The sequence below is a fragment of the Pseudomonas sp. MF5691 genome, assembly GCF_016405645.1.
Classification (GTDB): Bacteria; Pseudomonadota; Gammaproteobacteria; order Pseudomonadales; family Pseudomonadaceae; genus Aquipseudomonas; species Aquipseudomonas shahriarae.
Genome location: NZ_JAEKDC010000036.1, coordinates 1 through 19,678 on the forward strand (window position 1 = coordinate 1; position 19,678 = coordinate 19,678).

General features: G+C 62.0%; 15 protein-coding genes. 6 read left to right on the top strand and 9 right to left on the bottom strand.

What is annotated here, in order from left to right:
• The first annotated feature begins 379 nt into the window (after nt 1-379).
• Nucleotides 380-2,005 (top strand): glucan biosynthesis protein D, encoded by a 1,626-nt coding sequence (locus JFT44_RS27265; protein ID WP_057438023.1) that lies wholly within the window; start codon nt 380-382, stop codon nt 2,003-2,005.
• 49 nt (nt 2,006-2,054) lie between these two features.
• Here the strand turns inward: JFT44_RS27265 and JFT44_RS27270 are convergent, their stop codons facing one another.
• Nucleotides 2,055-2,240: a hypothetical protein gene (locus JFT44_RS27270; protein ID WP_057438021.1), complete on the bottom strand. Its 186-nt coding sequence runs from the start codon at nt 2,238-2,240 to the stop codon at nt 2,055-2,057.
• A gap of 253 nt (nt 2,241-2,493) precedes the next feature.
• Here JFT44_RS27270 and JFT44_RS27275 point away from each other — a divergent pair, with 253 nt between their 5' ends.
• Together JFT44_RS27275 and JFT44_RS27280 are read left to right on the top strand one after the other, a co-directional pair.
• A complete protein-coding gene (locus JFT44_RS27275) occupies nt 2,494-3,090 on the top strand; it encodes a TetR/AcrR family transcriptional regulator (protein ID WP_198831432.1) in 597 nt (198 codons plus the stop codon).
• Between the two features lie 2 nt (nt 3,091-3,092).
• Nucleotides 3,093-4,274: a DUF418 domain-containing protein gene (locus tag JFT44_RS27280; protein WP_198831433.1), complete on the top strand. Its 1,182-nt coding sequence runs from the start codon at nt 3,093-3,095 to the stop codon at nt 4,272-4,274.
• Between the two features lie 28 nt (nt 4,275-4,302).
• Here JFT44_RS27280 and JFT44_RS27285 read toward each other — a convergent pair whose 3' ends face one another.
• From JFT44_RS27285 to JFT44_RS27295, 3 genes are all read right to left on the bottom strand, one after another.
• Nucleotides 4,303-5,412, bottom strand: coding sequence for an NADH:flavin oxidoreductase/NADH oxidase (locus JFT44_RS27285; RefSeq protein WP_169990606.1), 1,110 nt, complete (start codon nt 5,410-5,412; stop codon nt 4,303-4,305).
• 170 nt (nt 5,413-5,582) lie between these two features.
• Nucleotides 5,583-7,292 carry a single-stranded-DNA-specific exonuclease RecJ gene (recJ, locus tag JFT44_RS27290; RefSeq protein WP_057959553.1) on the bottom strand — a complete coding sequence of 570 codons (1,710 nt, stop codon included), beginning with the start codon at nt 7,290-7,292 and terminating at the stop codon, nt 5,583-5,585.
• Between the two features lie 249 nt (nt 7,293-7,541).
• On the bottom strand, nt 7,542-8,084 hold the full coding sequence (locus JFT44_RS27295; RefSeq protein WP_057438005.1) for a YaeQ family protein: 543 nt from the start codon (nt 8,082-8,084) through the stop codon (nt 7,542-7,544).
• A 147-nt stretch (nt 8,085-8,231) separates the two neighbouring features.
• Here JFT44_RS27295 and JFT44_RS27300 point away from each other — a divergent pair, with 147 nt between their 5' ends.
• Together JFT44_RS27300 and JFT44_RS27305 are read left to right on the top strand one after the other, a co-directional pair.
• Entirely contained in the window at nt 8,232-9,431 is a 1,200-nt protein-coding gene (locus tag JFT44_RS27300; protein WP_057444507.1) for a CaiB/BaiF CoA-transferase family protein, read from the top strand.
• A gap of 25 nt (nt 9,432-9,456) precedes the next feature.
• Nucleotides 9,457-10,341 (top strand): TIGR02285 family protein, encoded by an 885-nt coding sequence (locus JFT44_RS27305; protein WP_198831434.1) that lies wholly within the window; start codon nt 9,457-9,459, stop codon nt 10,339-10,341.
• 170 nt (nt 10,342-10,511) lie between these two features.
• On the opposite strand, the gene JFT44_RS27310 is transcribed toward JFT44_RS27305, so the two are convergent.
• Nucleotides 10,512-10,796: a DUF3509 domain-containing protein gene (locus tag JFT44_RS27310; protein ID WP_057438042.1), complete on the bottom strand. Its 285-nt coding sequence runs from the start codon at nt 10,794-10,796 to the stop codon at nt 10,512-10,514.
• A gap of 270 nt (nt 10,797-11,066) precedes the next feature.
• On the opposite strand from JFT44_RS27310, the gene JFT44_RS27315 reads away from it, so the two are divergent.
• Nucleotides 11,067-11,729 carry a response regulator transcription factor gene (locus JFT44_RS27315; RefSeq protein WP_057959551.1) on the top strand — a complete coding sequence of 221 codons (663 nt, stop codon included), beginning with the start codon at nt 11,067-11,069 and terminating at the stop codon, nt 11,727-11,729.
• Between the two features lie 28 nt (nt 11,730-11,757).
• On the opposite strand, the gene JFT44_RS27320 is transcribed toward JFT44_RS27315, so the two are convergent.
• The 4 genes from JFT44_RS27320 to JFT44_RS27335 all read right to left on the bottom strand — a co-directional run bounded on the left by JFT44_RS27320 (nt 11,758) and on the right by JFT44_RS27335 (nt 19,587).
• The gene (locus JFT44_RS27320; RefSeq protein ID WP_128593887.1) at nt 11,758-12,987 is read right to left on the bottom strand and encodes an EAL domain-containing protein; all 1,230 of its coding nucleotides are present in this window, start codon (nt 12,985-12,987) and stop codon (nt 11,758-11,760) included.
• Nucleotides 12,988-13,059: 72 nt separating this feature from the next.
• Nucleotides 13,060-16,683, bottom strand: a complete 3,624-nt coding sequence (locus JFT44_RS27325; RefSeq protein ID WP_198818464.1) for an ATP-binding protein — start codon at nt 16,681-16,683, stop codon at nt 13,060-13,062.
• A 123-nt stretch (nt 16,684-16,806) separates the two neighbouring features.
• Nucleotides 16,807-18,216 (bottom strand): threonine synthase, encoded by a 1,410-nt coding sequence (gene thrC, locus JFT44_RS27330; RefSeq protein WP_057959549.1) that lies wholly within the window; start codon nt 18,214-18,216, stop codon nt 16,807-16,809.
• A gap of 66 nt (nt 18,217-18,282) precedes the next feature.
• A complete protein-coding gene (locus JFT44_RS27335; protein ID WP_029296281.1) occupies nt 18,283-19,587 on the bottom strand; it encodes a homoserine dehydrogenase in 1,305 nt (434 codons plus the stop codon).
• Between the last annotated feature and the right edge of the window lie 91 nt (nt 19,588-19,678).

Here is a 19,678-nt window from a genome sequence, read left to right on the forward strand (position 1 = left end):
CAATCAGTGATTGCTTGAGCGCTAGGTTGTATTTCGTCATGGAACACCCTCCCGAGGGGTCAGGTGTCCAACATTCGGGGGGCAGTTCACGTAAGGGCGGAACCAATAGCCGCCGTGACCGCAGCAATGGATATGTACACCGACCCAAAACCATCGCAGGCAAGCCGCCCCCTACAGGATCCCCCCGGCTGACACGTCTTGTTTCATATGCAACGCCATCATACCGCTATCAATCAATTTTCCTTCCCCACCGAACCCCTTAAGCTATTCAGCATCTGTTTAATGTCCGTTGCGTTTGGCCGAAGGCATGTCCGAACCGTAATTTCTGATCCAGCACGCGCCAGGAACGGCACGGGATTGCTCACCACAGGTTGTATTTATGCACCGCAGGAATTTGCTCAAAGCGTCCATGGCCATCGCGGCCTACACCGGGCTGTCAGCCAGTGGTCTGCTGGCCGCCCAGGCCTGGGCCGGGAATCGTGCAGCCGATGGCGACGCCAAGGCGTTCGACTTCGACTGGCTCAAGCTGCAGGCCAAGCAACTGGCTGGTAAGCAGTATCAGGACACCCGCCAGGTGCTGCCGCCGACCCTGGCGACCATGACCCCGCAGAATTTCAATGCCATCGGCTACGACGGTAATCATTCGCTGTGGAAAGACCTCAAAGGCCAGCTGGACGTGCAGTTTTTCCACGTCGGCATGGGTTTCAAGACCCCGGTGCGCATGCACAGTGTCGACCCCAAGACCCGCCAGGCGCGGGAGGTGCATTTCCGTCCGTCGCTGTTCAATTATGAAAAAACCACGGTCGATACCAAGCAGCTCAAAGGCGACTTGGGTTTTTCCGGCTTCAAGCTGTTCAAGGCCCCGGAACTGGACCGCCACGACGTGGTGTCTTTCCTTGGCGCCAGCTATTTCCGTGCGGTGGATAACACCGGCCAGTACGGTCTTTCGGCACGCGGCCTGGCCATCGACACCTACGCCAATAAACGCGAAGAGTTCCCCGATTTCACCCAGTTCTGGTTCGAGACGCCGGACAAGGACAGCACCCGTTTCGTGGTCTACGCCCTGCTCGACTCGCCGAGCGCCACCGGTGCCTATCGTTTTGATATCGACTGCCAGGCCACCCAGGTGGTGATGGCCATCGACGCCCATATCAATGCGCGCACGGCAATCCAGCAGATGGGCATCGCGCCGATGACCAGCATGTTCAGTTGCGGCACCCATGAGCGGCGCATGTGCGACACCATCCACCCGCAGATCCACGACTCCGATCGCCTGGCGATGTGGCGCGGCAACGGCGAGTGGATCTGCCGCCCGCTGAACAACCCAGCCACTCTGCAGTTCAATGCCTTCGCCGATAAAGACCCGAAAGGTTTCGGCCTGGTGCAGACCGACCATGAGTTCGCCAGTTACCAGGACACCGTCGACTGGTACAGCAAGCGCCCAAGCCTGTGGGTGGAGCCGACCACCGCGTGGGGCGAAGGCTCTGTCGATCTGCTGGAAATTCCTACGACCGGCGAGACCATGGACAACATCGTCGCCTTCTGGACCCCGAAAAAACCGGTGGCCGCCGGCGACTCCCTGACCTTTGGCTACAAGCTCTACTGGAGCGCCCTGCCCCCGGTCAGCACACCGTTGGCACAAGTCAACGCCACCCGCTCCGGCATGGGCGGCTTCACCGAAGGCTGGGCGCCAGGTGAGCATTACCCGCCGGTCTGGGCCCGCCGTTTTGCCGTGGACTTCAAAGGCGGTGGCCTCGACCGCCTGCCCGCAGGTACCGGGATCGAGCCTGTGGTCACCTGCTCCCATGGCGAAGTGAAAGACTTCAGCGTGCTGGTGCTCGACGACATCAAGGGCTACCGCATTCTCTTCGACTGGTACCCGACCAGCGACAGCGTCGCGCCGGTGGAGATGCGCCTGTTCATCCGCACCAATGACCGGACCTTGAGTGAAACCTGGTTGTACCAGTACTTCCCGCCCGCACCGGACAAGCGCAAGTACAGTTGATGCCCAACGTTCCCACGCTCATTGCGGCGTGGGAACGCCCCCACCCGGTTCAAAAACGCGAAATACTCCTCATCGCACCAATCAAATAACGCATGGCAATTTGATCGTTTTCGGTCAGGGCACGGTACTGCTCAAGCAACTGCGCCTCATCCGAGCTCAACCGGCGGCCATGCAACGACAGCTTGCGGCTGAAAAAAAGCACCAGAACCCCTGCGACACCAATGGACTTGGCCATGGACTGTTTCTCCGTGTGATAAACAACAACTCCCGATGCCCATAACCCTGTCCGCGAAGTGCAATGCCCCAGCGCGTAAACAGACTGACTTCCTGGGCCAGAAGCCGTCTTACTTCAAGCGTAGAAACTATCCTGGCGCTTGTGAGATTTTTTTAGAGTATTCACTTAAATAATGATCTCGAAGCAAAAAGCTTGCAGATAATTCTTACGCCTTATAAATTGAGTGACCACTCAATTAATGAATGAGGCAGGCATGCGCCCCCCTAACCCCCAGCAACGCGAAAGCAAACGCATGGCCCTGCTGGATGCCGCGTCCCAGTGTTTTGCCGAGGCCGGTTTTGTCGCCACGCGCACCGCTGATATCTGTGCCCGGGCCGGTATGAGCGCGGGCAATTTGTTCCACTATTTCGCCAGCAAGCACGAGGTACTGCTGGCGCTGGTGGCCCGTGAAGGCGCACAGATCCAACAGGCCATGGCGCCGTTGGCCAAGGCGGCTGATCCGATGGCGCAGTTACTGGCTTTCCTCGATCATGTCTGCCAATTGGCCTGCGACCGCCACTACGCCGGCCTGGCGCTGGAGATCTCGGCCCTGGGCCATCGTGACGAAGCCGTGGCGCGCCTGGTGAAGGCCAATGACCGCACCTTGCGTGACGGCCTGGAAGCCTTGGTACGGGCGGCTGACCAGGCCGGGCAATTGCACACTGCGCTGAGCGTGCCCGAAGCAGCCAACTGGCTGGCGGCCTTGATCGATGGCATGTTCGCCCGGGTGGCGGCCGACCCGGACTTTCACCCCGAGCAGCAGACCACGGTCCTGCGGGGCCTGGTGGTTCACCTACTGCAGGGGCGTTGAGCATGCCAGCAACGGCCAACGCGCGCTTGGTCCAGGTCGATGCGCTGCGCGGGTTTGCCTTGTTCGGCATTCTCAGCGTCAATATCTGGGCCTTTGCCGATCCCTACTACGCTTCGACCTCCAGCAACCCGACCTACGCCAGCGTGCTCGATCACGGGGTGCGGCTGCTGGTGGCGTGGTTGTTCGAGACCAAGTTCTACCTGCTGTTTTCCTTTCTGTTTGGCTACAGCTTCACCCTGCAAATGGCAGCCGCCGAACGTGCCGAAGCAGCATTCGTCCCACGCATGCTGCGCCGGCAACTGGCCCTGTTGATACTCGGCCTGGCCCATGGCGCGCTGTTGTATTACGGCGAGATTCTCTCGACTTATGCCCTGTTGGGCCTGGTGCTGCTGGCCGCCCGCAACCTGTCAGCGGCCCGCGCCCGGCGGTGGGCTATCGGTCTGGTGGTGGTCGCTTGTTCATTGTGGATGGTGCTGGGTGTCTTACAGGGCCTGGAAGGGCAATGGGTAGGCACTGGCCATGACGAGGCCCAGGCAAAACTCGCGGCATTTTCCGCTGGAGCCCTGCAGACCGTGCAATTTCACAGCCGGGAAGTATGGGCCACGGTGCCTGCGTTATGGCTATTGCAAGGGCCCAGCGCCCTGGCGATGTTCCTGTTCGGTTACGCCGCCGGGCGCCAGCAGTGGCTGGCCTCTTCACAGGCCTGGGCACCCCGTACCCGGCGTCTGCTGCTAATGACCGCCCCACTGGGCCTGCTCGGTGCGCTGGTCTACGCCCTGACCGCCGCTTACAGACCAGGCGGCGGCCTGGAAACCTTTGCCTTCGGCCTCGGCCAACTGACAGCACCGCTGCTGACTGCCACCTATTGCCTAGGGATGCTGGCGCTGTTCAACACCGCCACTGGCGCAAGGCTGTGTGCGTGCCTGGCGCCGCTGGGCAAGATGGCCTTGAGCAATTACCTCATGCAATCCATGGTCCTCGGGCTGTTATTCACCGGCTACGGCGCGGGCTGGGTCAATCAGGTCGAGCCCTGGTTGCTGCTCCCCATGGCGGCTGCGATTTTTATCCTGCAAATGGGGTTGAGCGCGCACTGGCTACGCCGCCATCCCTATGGGCCATTCGAGTGGTTGTTGCGGGCCGCGACGTTGCTGGCCTGGCCACAGTGGCGACGTGAGGCCCGCTGACCCGGCGGGTCAGCGGCGGCTGGAGGGGTTACTTGTTGCGCAAATCCGACTCATGGATCGGCTGGTCGCGGTGGGTAGCCCGCTGGTACTGCGCCGGCCAGGTCGCCTTGCGGCCGCCCAGGTCGTCATCGGCGTGCAGCGGCCAGTACGGATCACGCAGCAGTTCCCGGGCCAGGAAGATGATATCGGCCTGGCAGGTGCGCAGAATATGCTCGGCCTGGGCCGGTTCGGTAATCATCCCGACCGTGCCGGTGGCCATGCCGGATTCCTTGCGCACGCGCTCGGCAAAGCGCGTTTGATAACCGGGGCCGATAGGGATTTCGGCATTGGCGGCGGTGCCACCGGAGGACACGTCGATCAGGTCCACACCCAGGTCTTTCAGGCGGCGTGCCAGTTCCACGGTTTCGTCGGGGTTCCAGCCGTCTTCCACCCAGTCGGTGGCCGAGACGCGTACAAACAGCGGCAGCTCTTGCGGCCACACATCGCGCACCGCCTGGGTGACTTGCAACACCAGGCGGATGCGGTTTTCAAAGGATCCGCCGTATTGATCCTGACGCTGATTGCTCAAGGGCGAGAGAAATTGATGCAGCAGATAACCATGGGCGGCATGGATTTCCACCACTTGGAAGCCGGCGGCCAGGGCACGCCTGGCGGCGGCCACGAAGTCGGCGATCACTTGCTGGATTTGCCCTTCGTCCAACTGCCGGGGCGCGGTGTGCTGCGGGTCGAAGGCGATGGGAGACGGACCTACCGGCACCCAGCCACCGTCTTCGGGCTTGACGCTGCCATGCTTGCCGATCCACGGCCGATGGGTGCTGGCCTTGCGCCCGGCGTGGGCCAGTTGAATGCCCGCCACCGCGCCCTGGGCGCTGATAAAGCGTGTGATGCGCTGCAGCGGCTCAATCTGGGCATCGTTCCACAGGCCCAGGTCCTGGGCGGTGATGCGGCCATCGGCAGTAACGGCGGTGGCTTCGCTGAAAATCAGCCCGGCGCCGCCAACGGCGCGGCTGCCCAGGTGCACCAGGTGCCAGTCGTTGGCCAGCCCATCGACGGCGGAGTACTGGCACATCGGCGATACGGCAATGCGGTTGAGCAGGGTCAATTGGCGCAGGGTATAGGGTTCAAGCAACAGACTCATGGGGCACCTCTTCTCGTATCCGGTGGGCATTGGCTCCAGGGTTCTGTCTGACCGGTACGCGTGACGAGAAGATGAAAGGCCCGTCCCCTTCGGGCTAAAAAACAGACAAGGTCACAAGACCAATCACACAGTGCTTAGAGACTAGTCGACAACCGGGGATTGCACAGGGTTCAGCGCGGTTCGATGTGGGCAATCATCAATTGCACGGTTTCCTGGCCGCGGAACTCATTGACGTCGAGCTTGTAGGCCAACTCCACCCAGCGAATGGTCGGGTTCGGCCACACCTCGCGGTCGATGCCAAAGGCAATGCCATCGAGCTTCACCGCGCCGCACTCACTCTTGAGCACTACCTTGAGGTGCCGCTCGCCCACCACCCGCTGCTCCACCAGTTGAAACACCCCATGAAACAACGGCTCGGGAAAGTGCTGGCCCCAGGGCCCGGCGTTGCGCAGGGCACGGGCCAGTTCCAGGTGGAACTCTTCCACCGCCAGGGTGCCATCGGACAACAGGCGCCCCGTCAGGTCTTCTTCACGCAGTTGCCGGCGCACTTCGGCGTCGAAGGCTTCGGCGAACAACGGGAAGTTGGCTTCAGGCAAGGTCAGGCCCGCCGCCATGGCGTGGCCGCCGTACTTGGCGATCAGGTTCGGGTGCTGGCTGGCCACCACTGCCAGGGCATCACGGATATGAAAGCCCGGCACCGAACGCCCGGAGCCCTTGAGCAGGCCATCACCGGCATCGGCAAAGGCAATGGTCGGGCGGAAATAGCGCTCTTTCATACGCGAGGCGAGAATCCCGATCACACCCTGGTGCCATTCCGGGTCGAACAGGCACAGACCAAATGGCATCGACTCCACCGGCAAGTCCTTGAGCTGGGCCAGGGCCTCGCGCTGCATGCCCTGCTCGATGGCTTTGCGGTCCTGGTTCATGCCGTCCAACTGCGCGGCCATTTCCCGGGCCAGGGCGAAGTCGCTGGTGAGCAGGCATTCGATGCCCAGGCTCATGTCATCCAGGCGCCCGGCCGCATTCAGCCGTGGGCCGAGGATAAAACCCAGGTCGGTTGAGGTGATACGTGCGTGGTCGCGCTTGGCCACTTCCAGGATCGCCTTGATCCCCGGCCGCGCACGCCCGGCGCGGATCCGCTCCAGGCCTTGATGGACCAGGATGCGGTTGTTGGCATCCAGCGGCACCACGTCGGCCACGCTGCCCAGGGCCACTAGGTCGAGCAACTCGCCGATATTGGGCTGCGGCTGCTTGTCGTACCAGCCCAGGCTGCGCAGGCGCGCGCGCAGGGCCATCAGCACGTAGAAAATCACCCCGACGCCCGCCAGGGCCTTGCTGGGGAACCCGCAACCGGGCTGGTTCGGGTTGACGATGGCATCGGCTGCCGGCAGTTCATCGCCGGGCAAGTGGTGGTCGGTGACCAGCACCTTGAGACCCGCCGCCTTCGCCGCCGCCACACCCTCGACACTGGAGATGCCGTTGTCCACGGTAATCAGCAAGTGCGGCTCGCGCTGCAAGGCCACGGCGACGATTTCCGGGGTCAGGCCGTAGCCGTATTCGAAGCGGTTGGGCACCAGGTAATCCACATGGGCCGCCCCGAGCAGGCGCAGGCCGAGGGTGCCCACGGTGCTGGCGGTGGCGCCATCGGCGTCGAAGTCGCCGACGATCAGGATGCGCTGGCGCTGCTCCAGGGCCGTCACCAGCAAATCCACGGCAGCCTCAATCCCTTTGAGCTGCTGATAGGGAATCAGCCGCGCCAGGCTTTTATCCAGCTCATCCTGCGAGGTCACGCCACGGGCGGCGTAGAGACGGGTCAGCAACGGTGGCAATTCACCGAGGAACGGCAGGACAGCGGGCAATGGGCGGGGATCGATGCGCATGGGGTGATGGGGGCTTCTGTGCAATACAACGGTTAAAAAACACTATGAGTAACGACAAACATCAAATGTGGGAGCGGGCGTGTGTGGGAGCGGGCTTGCTCGCGAAAGCAGTGGGTCAGTCAACATCAATGCTTGCTGGGCCGACGTCTTCGCGAGCAAGCCCGCTCCCACATGTGATCTTCGCTGCTTTGAAGATTGCCTTCGCTTAACTGGGCAAGCCAGCTCCCACACAAACCCGTCCTGACAGGATCAGCCGCGTTCGCCGACCAGCCACTGCAGTTGCACTTCGTGCTGGCCGCGGTCATCGGTGACGAAAATCGTGCCTTCGCTGATCATCACATCCCACTTGATCACCCGGGGCATGTCCTTGGCCAGGGTTTCCAGAATTTCCTGGGGCACGGCGGCGATATGCACGTTTTTCAGGTTGTTGGCCACCGGCACCACCTTGCCTTCCCACACCCGCAGGCTGCCGTAGGCCAGCAAGCTGGTACGTTCGGTACGGCGCGAACACCAGGTCAGGCGGTCGGCATCGGGCTGGCCGACTTCGATCCAGTGCAAAACCCGATCATCCAGGCTTTTTTCCCACAGGGCTGGTTCGTCTACATCTGACAGTCCGCGACCAAACGACAACTGCTCGTTGTACCAAAGGGCGTAGGCCAGCAAACGCACGGTCATGCGTTCTTCGGTTTCCGAGGGGTGACGGGCGATGGTTTGCTTGACGCTCTCGTACACCGAACGATCGAGGTCGGTCAGGTTGAGTTCAAACTTGTAGGTCGTGGACGGCTGGGCCATGAACGGACTTCTAGAGACAGGGAAAGGCGGCCAGTCTAACCGATGGCGGGGTCATTCAACGAATCCTGCGCTGCATCATCCTTATCCCTGCAGCACTCGCCTATGTTAAAACGCAATACATACCTTCCTGCGTTAGTAAGGATCCTCATGTCGTTTACCGCCAAACCGCTCGCCGGCCTGAAAGTCATCGAACTGGGCACCCTGATCGCCGGCCCGTTCGCCTCGCGCATCTGCGCCGAGTTCGGTGCCCAAGTGATCAAGGTCGAATCCCCCGACGGCGGCGACCCGCTGCGCAAATGGCGCAAGCTGTATGAAGGCACGTCGCTGTGGTGGTTTGTCCAGGCACGCAATAAGCAGTCCCTGACCCTCAACCTCAAGCATCCAGAGGGGCTGGCGATCCTCAAGCAGTTGCTGGCAGACGCCGACATCCTGATCGAGAATTTCCGCCCCGGCGTCCTGGAAAAACTCGGCCTGAGCTGGGACACCCTGCACGCCCTGAACCCCAAGCTGGTAATGGTAAGGCTCTCGGGCTTTGGCCAGACCGGGCCGATGAAGGATCAACCGGGCTTCGGCGCGGTCGGTGAATCCATGGGGGGCCTGCGCTACATCACCGGGTTCGAAGACCGCCCGCCAGTGCGCACCGGGATTTCCATCGGCGACTCCATCGCCGCGCTGTGGGCGGTGATTGGTGCGCTCATGGCCCTGCGCCATCGCGAGGTCAACGGCGGCCTCGGTCAAGTGGTGGATGTGGCGCTGTATGAAGCGATCTTCGCGATGATGGAAAGCATGATCCCCGAGTTCGATGTGTTCGGGTTTATCCGCGAGCGCACCGGCAACATCATGCCGGGCATTACCCCGTCATCAATCCATACCACCGCCGATGGCAAGCATGTGCAGATTGGCGCCAATGGCGATGCAATCTTCAAGCGCTTCATGCTGACCATTGGCCGTGAAGACCTGGCCAATGACCCACAACTGGCCAGCAATGATGGCCGCGATAGCCGGCGCGACGAGCTGTACGGCGTAATCGACCGCTGGGTCAACAGCTTGCCACTGGCCCAGGTGGTGGAGCAGCTGAACCAGGCCGAAGTGCCTGCCAGCCGGATCTACAGCGCCGAAGATATGCTGGGCGACCCGCAATACCTCGCCCGGGAAATGTTCCTCAAGGCCCAGTTGCCCGACGGCAAGGATTTCAAGATGCCCGGCATCGTGCCCAAGCTCTCGGACACCCCAGGCAGTTGCGAGTGGGTCGGGCCAGAGCTGGGCGAACACAATGCCGTGGTTCTGCAATCCCTGGGCTACGACAGCGACGCCGTGGCCCGTTTGCGCAAGGATGGCGCGATCTGATGCCCCGTGGAGCACTCTCAAGATAATGGCCGGCCGTTTTATCAGGGCGTTGCGGCGCCTATGGCTCATCGCCCCGCTGCTGGGGATGCTGCCGCTCTCGAGCCAGGCACAGGACACCCTGACCTGGCTGGTGCGTGACCTGCCACCGATGACCATTTTCGATGGCCCGCAAAAGGGCCAGGGCAGCGTCGATAAACTGCTGCCGCTGTTGATCGAGCGCCTGCCGCAGTATCGTCACCAGATCCTGCACGTCAATCGCGCCCGAGGCCTGCAAATGCTCAACACGCCCTCCTTCACCTGCGATCCATCGTTGGTATGGACCCCCGTGAGGGCCAGGAACATTGTGTTTTCCGCGCCGGCGTTCGCCGTGCTGAGCAATGGCATCGCGATTCGCCGCAACCAGCAGGGCGCCCTGGCAAGCTATGTGGTGGATGGCCAGTTCGATCTGGCGAGGTTTCTCGACCTGCAGCAGATGCGTCTTGGGATCGTCGCCGAGCGTAGCTACGGACCTGGGGTGGACGAACAGTTGAATCACGCCGATCCACTCAAGCTGGCCCCACATTACGGTAACGACGCACTGGGCAGTTTGCTGCAGATGCAGCGCCTGGGGCGGCTGGAAGCCGTGTTGGGCTACTGGACGGAAATCCGATACCAGGCAGCGCAACAGGGTATTGATCCGCAAGACCTGGTGTTCTATCCGATCAAGGGCACGGCGCGCTATCAGCGGATTCATATCGGTTGCTCGGACACCCCGATGGGGCGCGAGGCCATTACCCATATCAATCGCGAGTTGCAGAATATTCCCCAGGAGACATTGCGCCAGTCCTACGCCAACGGGCTGGACCCGCTGATGCGCGAGCAATACCTCAAGGACAACCCGAGGTTTTTCAGCGAAACGCCGCTGCCCTGATAAATCCAGGGCAAAAAGAAACCCCGAGCAGTGGGGAGACAACTCGGGGTTAAACGTGGCCTACAAAGACCAGTACAACAAGCTACAAGCACCGGAGCACAATGCTTGATCCTGCTGTTACATGGTCTGACTGGCCTTCCTATAGGAAGGTTCCGAAGATAAAAATTTCTTCACGCCTGGACGCTGATGCGCGTCTGGGCGGCGTTGCGCAAAGCCGCGATTACCGAAGGTTCCAGGCGCCCTTCGGCGATTTTCAGGTCGCGGAGCAGGCAGTCCACCACGTCCACCAAGGCGCGCTTGTCGGTCAATTGCGCACGATCCACTTCGCGTTCGACCACGATTGCGCCCGTGGGGCTCTTCACTGTCACCAGGCTCTCGCCGTGTACACCCGAGGTAGTCAGCGTGACCTGATAAGGGCTCAGCGCTTCACCGAGCAATAGGCTGATACTTTCCATCTCGATCACCACTCAATCATGAGAAAAATAAATAACCAGTGTAGGCGCGAGCTTGCTTGCGAAAAACCTGAGAGCGCCACGTTCGTTCAGGATGCCCTACATTATCGTTGACGTTTTTCGCGAGCAAGCTCGCGCCTACAGATAAGTGACCTACGCCAAAAGCACAAAGTTCGCCTTTGAGCTGAGCTTATCGAGCATGCATGGCAAATATGACAGAGAGAAAACAGCCGCCGACAGGCTAGAATCTCCTGATTATTGCCGGAGTCCACCGTGAGAGACGCGTCTGAACAGCCCTTGCGTATTGTCATCGCCGACGATCATCCGATTTTCCTGATCGGTTTGCGGGCAGTGCTGGAGCGCGACGAGCAGGTGCGCATCGTCGGTGAGGCCACCTCGCCCCAGGCCCTGGCCGCCCTGCTGCAACGCTGCCCCTGCGATGTACTGGTCACCGATTTCATGATGCCCGCCGAGCCCCAGGCCGATGGCCTGCGCCTGATCGAACACCTGCGCCGGCATTACCCGGACCTGCCGATTGTGGTGGTGACCATGCTCAACAACGCCGGCCTGTTCCACTCGATCCTGGAACTGGGGGTCATGGGTCTGTTGAGCAAGGCCAGCCTGGCCGACGAGTTGCCCGAAGCCATCGACAAGGTGCGCCAGCAGCGGCCCTATGTGGCCCGCACCATTGAACAGGCGCTCGCCCTGGCCGGTGCAGTGGGGGCTGATCGCCTGCACTCGCAGCACCAGTTGTCACCCCGGGAACTGGAGGTGATCCGCCTGCTGGCAGGTGGCAAGACGGTGGGCGAGATTGCCGCGCACCTCAATCGCAGCAAGCAGACCGTCAGCGCGCAGAAAGTCAGTGCCATGCGCAAGCTGGGGTTGATCAGCGATGCCGCGTTGTTCATCTATGTGCAGGAACACGGGTTGGCCTAGGTTTGTGCAGCGGCCGGCTTGCCGGCTCCTACAAGGCAATCGCCGTAGATTTCGCCAGCCAGTGTTGCAGCGCCTGGGCACTCATCGGATGAGCGATCAGGCAACCCTGCAGCCAGGCCGGCCCCAGCGCGCGCACCGCGTCACGGTCGGCGGGGGTTTCAATTCCGGTCACGACCACGCCAACCCCCAGGTGCTGGGCCATGCTCATGGCCCCGGCGACCACCGCACACTTGCGTTCGTCACCCGCCATCCCGCTGGCAAACGCCGGGGGAATCTTCAGCTCGGTGAACGGCAGCTCCAGCAACCGCTGCAGGCTGGTACCGCCGATGCCGAAATCGCCAATGGACAACTTGCAACCGATCATCCGCAGGCGCAGCAAACCGGTGACATGGGCGCTGTCGGTCTTCAGGCGCGAGGTTTCCACCAGTTCCAGGGTGAGGTTGCGCGCCGGGACGGCAAAGCGCTGCAGCAGGCCTTGCAGCGTGAGCGCGAAGTGTTCCTGATCCAGCAACCGCCCGGGAATGTTGACTGACACCGGCAGTTCCAGGCCCGTGTCCCGGGTCACCTGGGCGCATAGGCGCAACACCTGGTCCAGCACGTACCAGGTAAAGGCCTGCTCCAGGCCGGCCAACTCCAGCAGCGGCAGAAACTCGCTGGGCATCAACTGGCCATGCTCCGGGTCTTGCCAGCGCGCCAACGCCTCCACGCCTTGCAGATCACCGGCCTGGCTGACGATGGGTTGGTAGCAGACACGGGCGTAACGCTCAAAGGCGGCCTCGCCGACCTCAGCGCAAAGTTTCTCGGTCGCGAATTCACTCACTCCCAGCATCTGGTGCACACGCTCCCAGGACAGCGCTTGCGGGCTCGGCCGCAAGCGTTGCCGGCAGGCATCGAGCATCTGCCCGATGGAAGTGGCGGAAGCCGGCTTGGGCATGCACCCCAATACGTTCAACCCCGCATGACGCGCCATGCTCGCCACGCCTTCCAGTACATCCGGTTCGGCGTCGCTCAACAGGACCAGGACCTGGGCCTGGCTGTGCTCAGCCATTTCGCGGATCAGCCCCAGTGAGTCGCCATGCTCCAGGTACAGATCGCAGATGGCGATATCCACCGGCCCCTTGCTCGCCAGCGACTGGCGGGCGACCTCGACGCTGTCGGCCGTAAGCACGTTGAACACGCCGTTGGCGTTGAGCATCTGGTGCAGGGCCATCAGCTGGAACGGGTGATCTTCGAGAATCAGGACTTTGAGTGAGCGCATGGAAAACTCTGGGGCTGCGTGCAGGATGGCCCACATTAGCCAAAACCCGGACGCGACCACATAGGACGCGTCCTATTCTTGCTCCAGATAAGGCTGAATCTCCTCTCGCAGTGCCAGCAATGCCTGCGACAAGGCTTGCCAGCGCACTGGCAGCTCAGCGTCGCGGTGTTCCCGCGCACTGCTTTCAAGGGCGATGCAGGCCTTGGCCAGCGGCAGCGCATCCACCAGGCAACAAATGCCCTTGAGGCGATGCAGGCTGGCCCGCACCTGCACCAGGTCGTGCTCGGCCATGGCGTTGCCCAACAGATGGTGCTCGTGCTCCAAATTGTTCGCCAACTCCTGCAACATGCTTTGCAGAATCGGCCCGTCGGCCTGGGTCATCTTGCGCAGGGCCTGCAGGTCGAAGGCCGGCACCGCCGTGACCCGGGCCAGCACCCGCGCCCACTGCTCCAGGGTCACCGGCTTGACCAGCAGCACATCCATACCCGCCTGCTGGTCGCGCTGGCTTTCGTCCTCCTGGGCCGCAGCGGTGCAGCCAATCAACGCGCAGCGCGGGCGCTGCTCCTGGGTTTCGATCTGGCGAATAGCCTCGGCCAGGGCATAACCGGACATGCCCGGCATATGACAATCAGTCACCAGCACGTCGAACGCCTCGCTGCGCCAACGCTGCAATGCGGCCTCGGCACTATTGAGGGCCACCACCTGGTGCCCGAGGAATTGCAACTGCTGGACCAGCACCAAGCGGTTGGCCGGCAGGTCGTCGACAATCAGCACCGACAGCACCCGGCCCGCAGCCAGCACCGGCGCGGCGGCCACCGGCGCCGGCAGGTCGTCACTGCCGACCCGGTCCAGGCGCAGGTCGATACACACGGTGGTGCCTTCGCCCAGGGTGCTGCGCAGGGTGATTTGCCCGCCCATCAGGTCCACCAGTTGCTGGCAGATACTCAAACCCAGCCCGGTGCCGCCATGTTCGGCGGCCGTCAGCGGGCTGCCCTGGATAAACGGCCGGAACACTCGTGCCTGCTGTTCGACGCTGATGCCGGGGCCAGTATCTTCGACGCACAGGTGCAAGTATTCGTGACCCTCACCATCCACCTGGCAGGCGACACGTATACGCACATCTCCGCTTTGCGTGAACTTCAGCGCATTGCCCAAAAGGTTATGCATGACCTGGCGCAGGCGCAGCGGGTCGAACCAGTAAAAGCCTTGGGCCTGGGGATCGAACGCCAGGGTCAGGTGCAGGCCCTTTTTCTGCGCAGTGGCTTCAAACAGGCGCTGGATACCTTCGAAGAAACCTTTCAGGTCAGTGGTCTGTGGCGCCAATTGCAGATGGCCGGCTTCGATCTTCGCCAGATCAAGGCTATCTCCCATCAGGGCAATCAACTCCCGTGCCGAGCGATGGGCCACCTGCAACGCCTCGGAAACAGGGGCGCCCGAGGCCAGGGCGCGCTCCTGCTCCAGCTCCAGCAGGCCGATAATCGCCGTCATCGGCGTACGAATCTCATGACTGAGGTTCGACACAAAGGCACTCTTGGCGTAGTTCGCTTCATCGGCAGCGCGACGCGCGTCCATCAGTTGGGTTTCCAGGACCTTGCGCTCGTTGATATCGACCCAGCCCCCGAGCAAACCCCGCAACTGGCCCTCGGCATCGTAAAACGGCACGGTCCATTGATAGACATGGGCGATACCGCCGTTGAACTCCAGTTGGCGGTCGATAAACAACGATTGCTGCGTCTCCAGTTGCTCCATGTGCCCCACATGCAGGCGCAAGGCGGTGGCGGCCGGCAAAATTCCACTCTCCGGCAGGGTCAGGCCCTGGATCAGTTCAAGCCGGGTGGCCAACTGCTGTTCATAGCTTTTGTTGCAGGTGACCAAACGGCCAGCGAGGTCACGCACAAACACCGGGTTGGGCATGCCATCGAGCAGGGCGCGCTTGAACGCCAGTTGGTCATTGAGCCGTCGCTCGGCCTCCACACGCTGGCGAATCTGACGCTTGAGCCGGCTGTTCCAGACCAGAGATACCAGCACAAACAGCAACGCCGTGGCGACCGTCCAATAGGCCCATGGCGGCACACGCTGCCAGGCGGGCACCGGGACCGCCACCGCGCCCATCCAGCGCAGGCGCAACGCGCTCAGTTCGGCTACCGGCAAGGCTTCCAGGGCCTTGTTCAAAATACTCAGCAGCTCGGGATGGTCCTTGCGCACTGCCAGGTTGTCACTGGACCACTTGCCATCGACACTGCGACCGACCCGCAACTCATCGTTCGGATAACTCTGCACCTCGACTTCACTCTGGATGGTCGCAGCCGCTTCTCCCCGGGCTACCAGAGCGCGGGCCTCGGTGTAGTTGGCCACCGAGCGCAGGCGGATCTGCGGGTATTCACGCCGGATGTCGCCTTCGAGCACATGCCGCGCCGGCAGCGCCAACACCTCGCCCGAAAGCTGGCTGAGGCTGGTCAGCGGTGGCGTATCAAGACGCTCGACAAACACCCAGCCGGCACCGCCAAAGCCGTGGCTGAAATCCAGAAACCGCCGGCGTTCGGTGCTTTCCACCAGGGTAGTGCTCATATCCGCACTGCCCTTTTCCAGGATAGCCAGGGTCTGCGCGGTGGAAAACACTTCCTCCATGACGAACTGCAAACCGGTCATGCGCGACAGGCGATTGAGCAGATCGACATTCAGCCCGACCCAGCGCCCGTCCTTGTCTTTGAACACATAGGGCGAGTATTGCTGGGACGCCACCACCACATGGGGATGCTGCAGCACCCAGGCCTGCTCGGCGGCCGACAGGGGAATACGCTCACCGACGACGTCCACCCCCAGCCCGGTGGTCCAACGGGCCAGGATCTCACGGCGCACCGAGTCATCAATGCTCTGCAACGCCCGGTCCATCATCTTGCCCAGCAAGGGATCGGCCTGGCGCGTGGCGAAGGCAAAACCAATCGGCGCCAGGCGGCTTTGCTCCTTGATCTGCATGCTCAGGTAAGGACGCAGGGACTTGTAGGCGCGCACGATCACTTCATTGCCGATAAACGCATCCACATCACCCTGCTCCAGGGCTTCGAGGCCGCTATAGAGATTGGGCGCCAGCATGATGTGGCTTTGCGGGTAGGCGGCATGCACGTTCTTGACGTTGGCGTAGCCATCGAGCAACACCACCTTCTTGTCCTGGAGTGCGTCGTTTGGCGTGGCGTCGGCACCGCGCGTCACCACCACCGAACGGTCGGGCATATAGTCCGCCGTAAAGGCCAGGCCGGGCACGTCACGTTCATAGCCGTTGGCGCTGGTGAGGATATCAATCGTCCCGGCGCGCAGGGCCTCCACGGCCTGGGCCCGCTCGGCGAAGCCCATCACCTGCATCGACACGCCGAGTCGCGCCCCCACCAGGCTCAAGTAGTCGGCACTGATGCCCTGGTAGCGATTACGATCGCGGGTGATGTCGATGGGTTGGTAGTCATCAATGGAAATCCCCACCCTCAGGGTTCGGTGTTGCGCCAGCCACTGGCGCTCGGCGGGTGCCAGGGGGATGGGCGCCAGGGTGATAAACGCCGGCACCAGATTGAACGGCAGGCTGACGGCGGCCAGGCTTGCAGGCAGGTGGCCGAGCAGCAGCGCGCTCAGTAGGCACAGGTGCCATCGGGTCGTGAACCGCACCGTAGGGGTTTCCTTGTGGGTTATTTTTGGTTCGGTGGACATATCCGTTGCAGGGGTAACGGGGCGCCCCGGATCAAAAACAGGGTGCGATACCCGCCAAGAAAAACGGCGCTTCCCCATCTCTGGACAAGCGCCGTTTGCCTTATTCGTGCAGCCTTTCAGAACTCAGAGCGGCTTACCACGATTGCCATGCTGGCTGACGAACGCCTGAATAGCCTTCAGGTCATTAGGCAATACCGTGCAACGCTCTTCCCGCTCAAACAGGTCAGCCAGGTGCGGCGGCAGTTCCAGAGCCTTGCCGACACCGGCCTTCTGCACCGCCTCAGGGAATTTCACCGGGTGGGCCGTGCCGAGGATCACCATCGGGATGTCCAGGCTGCGCCGGCATTCGCGCGCGGCCTTGACGCCAATGGCGGTGTGCGGGTCCAGCAGCTCGCCGGTCTGGGCATAGACTTCAGCGATGGTCTCGCAGGTCTGGGCATCGTCCACGGCCAGGGAGTCGAACAGCTTGCGGGTTTCGGTCCAGCGCTCCTGATCGACGCTGAAACCACCACCCTGCTTGAAGCTGTCCATCAGGCCGGCCAGGGCCGCGCCGTTACGACCGTGCATGTCGAACAGCAGGCGTTCGAAGTTCGACGAGACCATGATGTCCATCGACGGCGACAGGGTCGCGTGCAGGGTTTCCTTGACGTACTGGTTGCCGCTCATGAAGCGGTGCAGGATGTCGTTGCGGTTGGTGGCGACGATCAACTGGTTGATCGGCAGGCCCATGTTGCGTGCCAGGTAACCGGCGAAGATATCGCCAAAGTTGCCGGTCGGCACCGAGAACGACACCGAACGTGCCGGCCCGCCCAGCTGCAGCGAGGCGTGGAAGTAGTAGACGATCTGGGCCATGATCCGCGCCCAGTTGATCGAGTTCACCGCAACCAGACGCGTGCCTTTGAGGAAGCTCTGGTCAGCAAAGCTGGCCTTGACCATTTCCTGGCAGTCGTCGAAGTTGCCTTCGACCGCGATATTGTGGATGTTCTCGCCGAAGATGGTCGTCATCTGCCGGCGCTGCACCTCCGATACGCGGTTGTGCGGGTGCAGGATGAAGATGTCGACGTTTTCGCAGTGCTTGCAGCCTTCGATGGCCGCCGAGCCGGTATCACCGGAGGTGGCACCGATGATCACCACGCGCTCGCCGCGTTTCTCCAGCACGTAATCCAGCAGGCGACCGAGCAGTTGCAGGGCGAAATCCTTGAACGCCAGGGTCGGGCCGTGGAACAGCTCCAGCACCCATTCGTTGCCGTTCAGCTGACGCAGCGGGGCGATGGCGTTGTGCGAGAACACGCCGTAGGTTTCTTCGAGGATCTTCTTGAAATCGGCATCGGGGATGCTGCCGGTAACGAACGGGCGCATGACCCGGAACGCCAGCTCGTGGTACGGCAGGCCAGCCCAGGAGGCGATTTCTTCCTGGGTGAAGCGTGGCAGGTTTTCCGGCACGTACAGGCCACCGTCAGTGGCGAGGCCTGCGAGCAGGACGTCTTCGAAATTCAGGGCCGGTGCCTGGCCGCGGGTGCTGATGTAACGCATGACTGGCTCCTCTACAACATTCTTGAACAGAGGCCGCCGAACCTGCGGGGCCTCTGCAACCTATCGTTAGTTCAGGTGTTCGACGCGGATCCGCACCACCGGCCCGACCACGCCCTGCAGGGCTTCCAGCGCGGCAATGGCATCGTTCATGTGCTGTTCCAGCACACGGTGAGTCAGCAGGATCATGGGCACCAGGCCGTCGTGTTCTTCGACTTCCTTCTGCATGATCGACTCAATGTTGATGCCGCGCTCCGAGAGGATGCTGGCCACCTGGGCCAACACGCCCGGGTGGTCCTTGGCCTGGATCCGCAGGTAGTAGGAGCTTTCGCAGGCTTCGATCGGCAGGATCGGGTGGGCCGACAGCGAATCCGGCTGGAAGGCCAGGTGCGGCACGCGGTTTTCCGGGTCGCTGGTCATGGCGCGGACCACGTCCACCAGGTCGGCGATCACCGACGAAGCCGTCGGCTCCATGCCGGCACCGGCGCCGTAGAACAGGGTCGAACCGGCCGCATCACCATTGACCATCACCGCGTTCATCACGCCATTGACGTTGGCGATCAGGCGGTCGGCCGGAATCAGGGTCGGGTGCACGCGCAATTCGATACCGGCAGCGGTGCTGCGCGCCACGCCCAGGTGCTTGATGCGGTAGCCCAGGGCTTCGGCGTAGTTCACGTCGGCGGTGGTCAGCTTGGTTATGCCTTCGGTATAGGCCTTGTCGAACTGCAGCGGGATACCAAAGGCGATGGACGCCAGGATGGTCAGCTTGTGCGCCGCGTCGATACCTTCTACGTCAAACGTCGGGTCGGCTTCGGCGTAACCCAGGGCCTGGGCCTCGGCCAGCACGTCTTCGAAGGTACGGCCCTTCTCGCGCATTTCGGTAAGGATGAAGTTACCGGTGCCGTTGATGATGCCCGCAACCCAGTTGATACGGTTGGCCGACAGGCCTTCGCGGATCGCCTTGATCACCGGGATACCGCCAGCGACGGCGGCTTCGAACGCCACGATCACGCCCTTCTCGCGGGCCTTGGCGAAGATTTCGTTGCCGTGCACGGCAATCAGCGCCTTGTTGGCGGTAACCACGTGCTTGCCGTTTTCGATGGCCTTGAGCACCAACTCACGGGCGACGGTGTAGCCGCCGACCAACTCGATGACGATGTCGATTTCAGGGTTCGTGGCCACATCGAAGACATCGTTGGTAATCGCAATACCGGTCGTTTGGTACTGAGGCTTTGGCGTACGCATGGCAATTTGTGCCACTTCAATCCCGCGCCCTGCACGGCGGGAAATCTCCTCAGCGTTACGCTGAAGTACGTTCAAGGTGCCGCCACCGACGGTCCCTAACCCACAGATGCCTACTTTGACCGGTTTCACTGAAGAACTCCCCATGAAACGGCCGACTCAAGGTCGGCCGTGAAAAACAGCCGCACAACTGCGGCTCTCTGTTAACGACCCGTCGACGTGT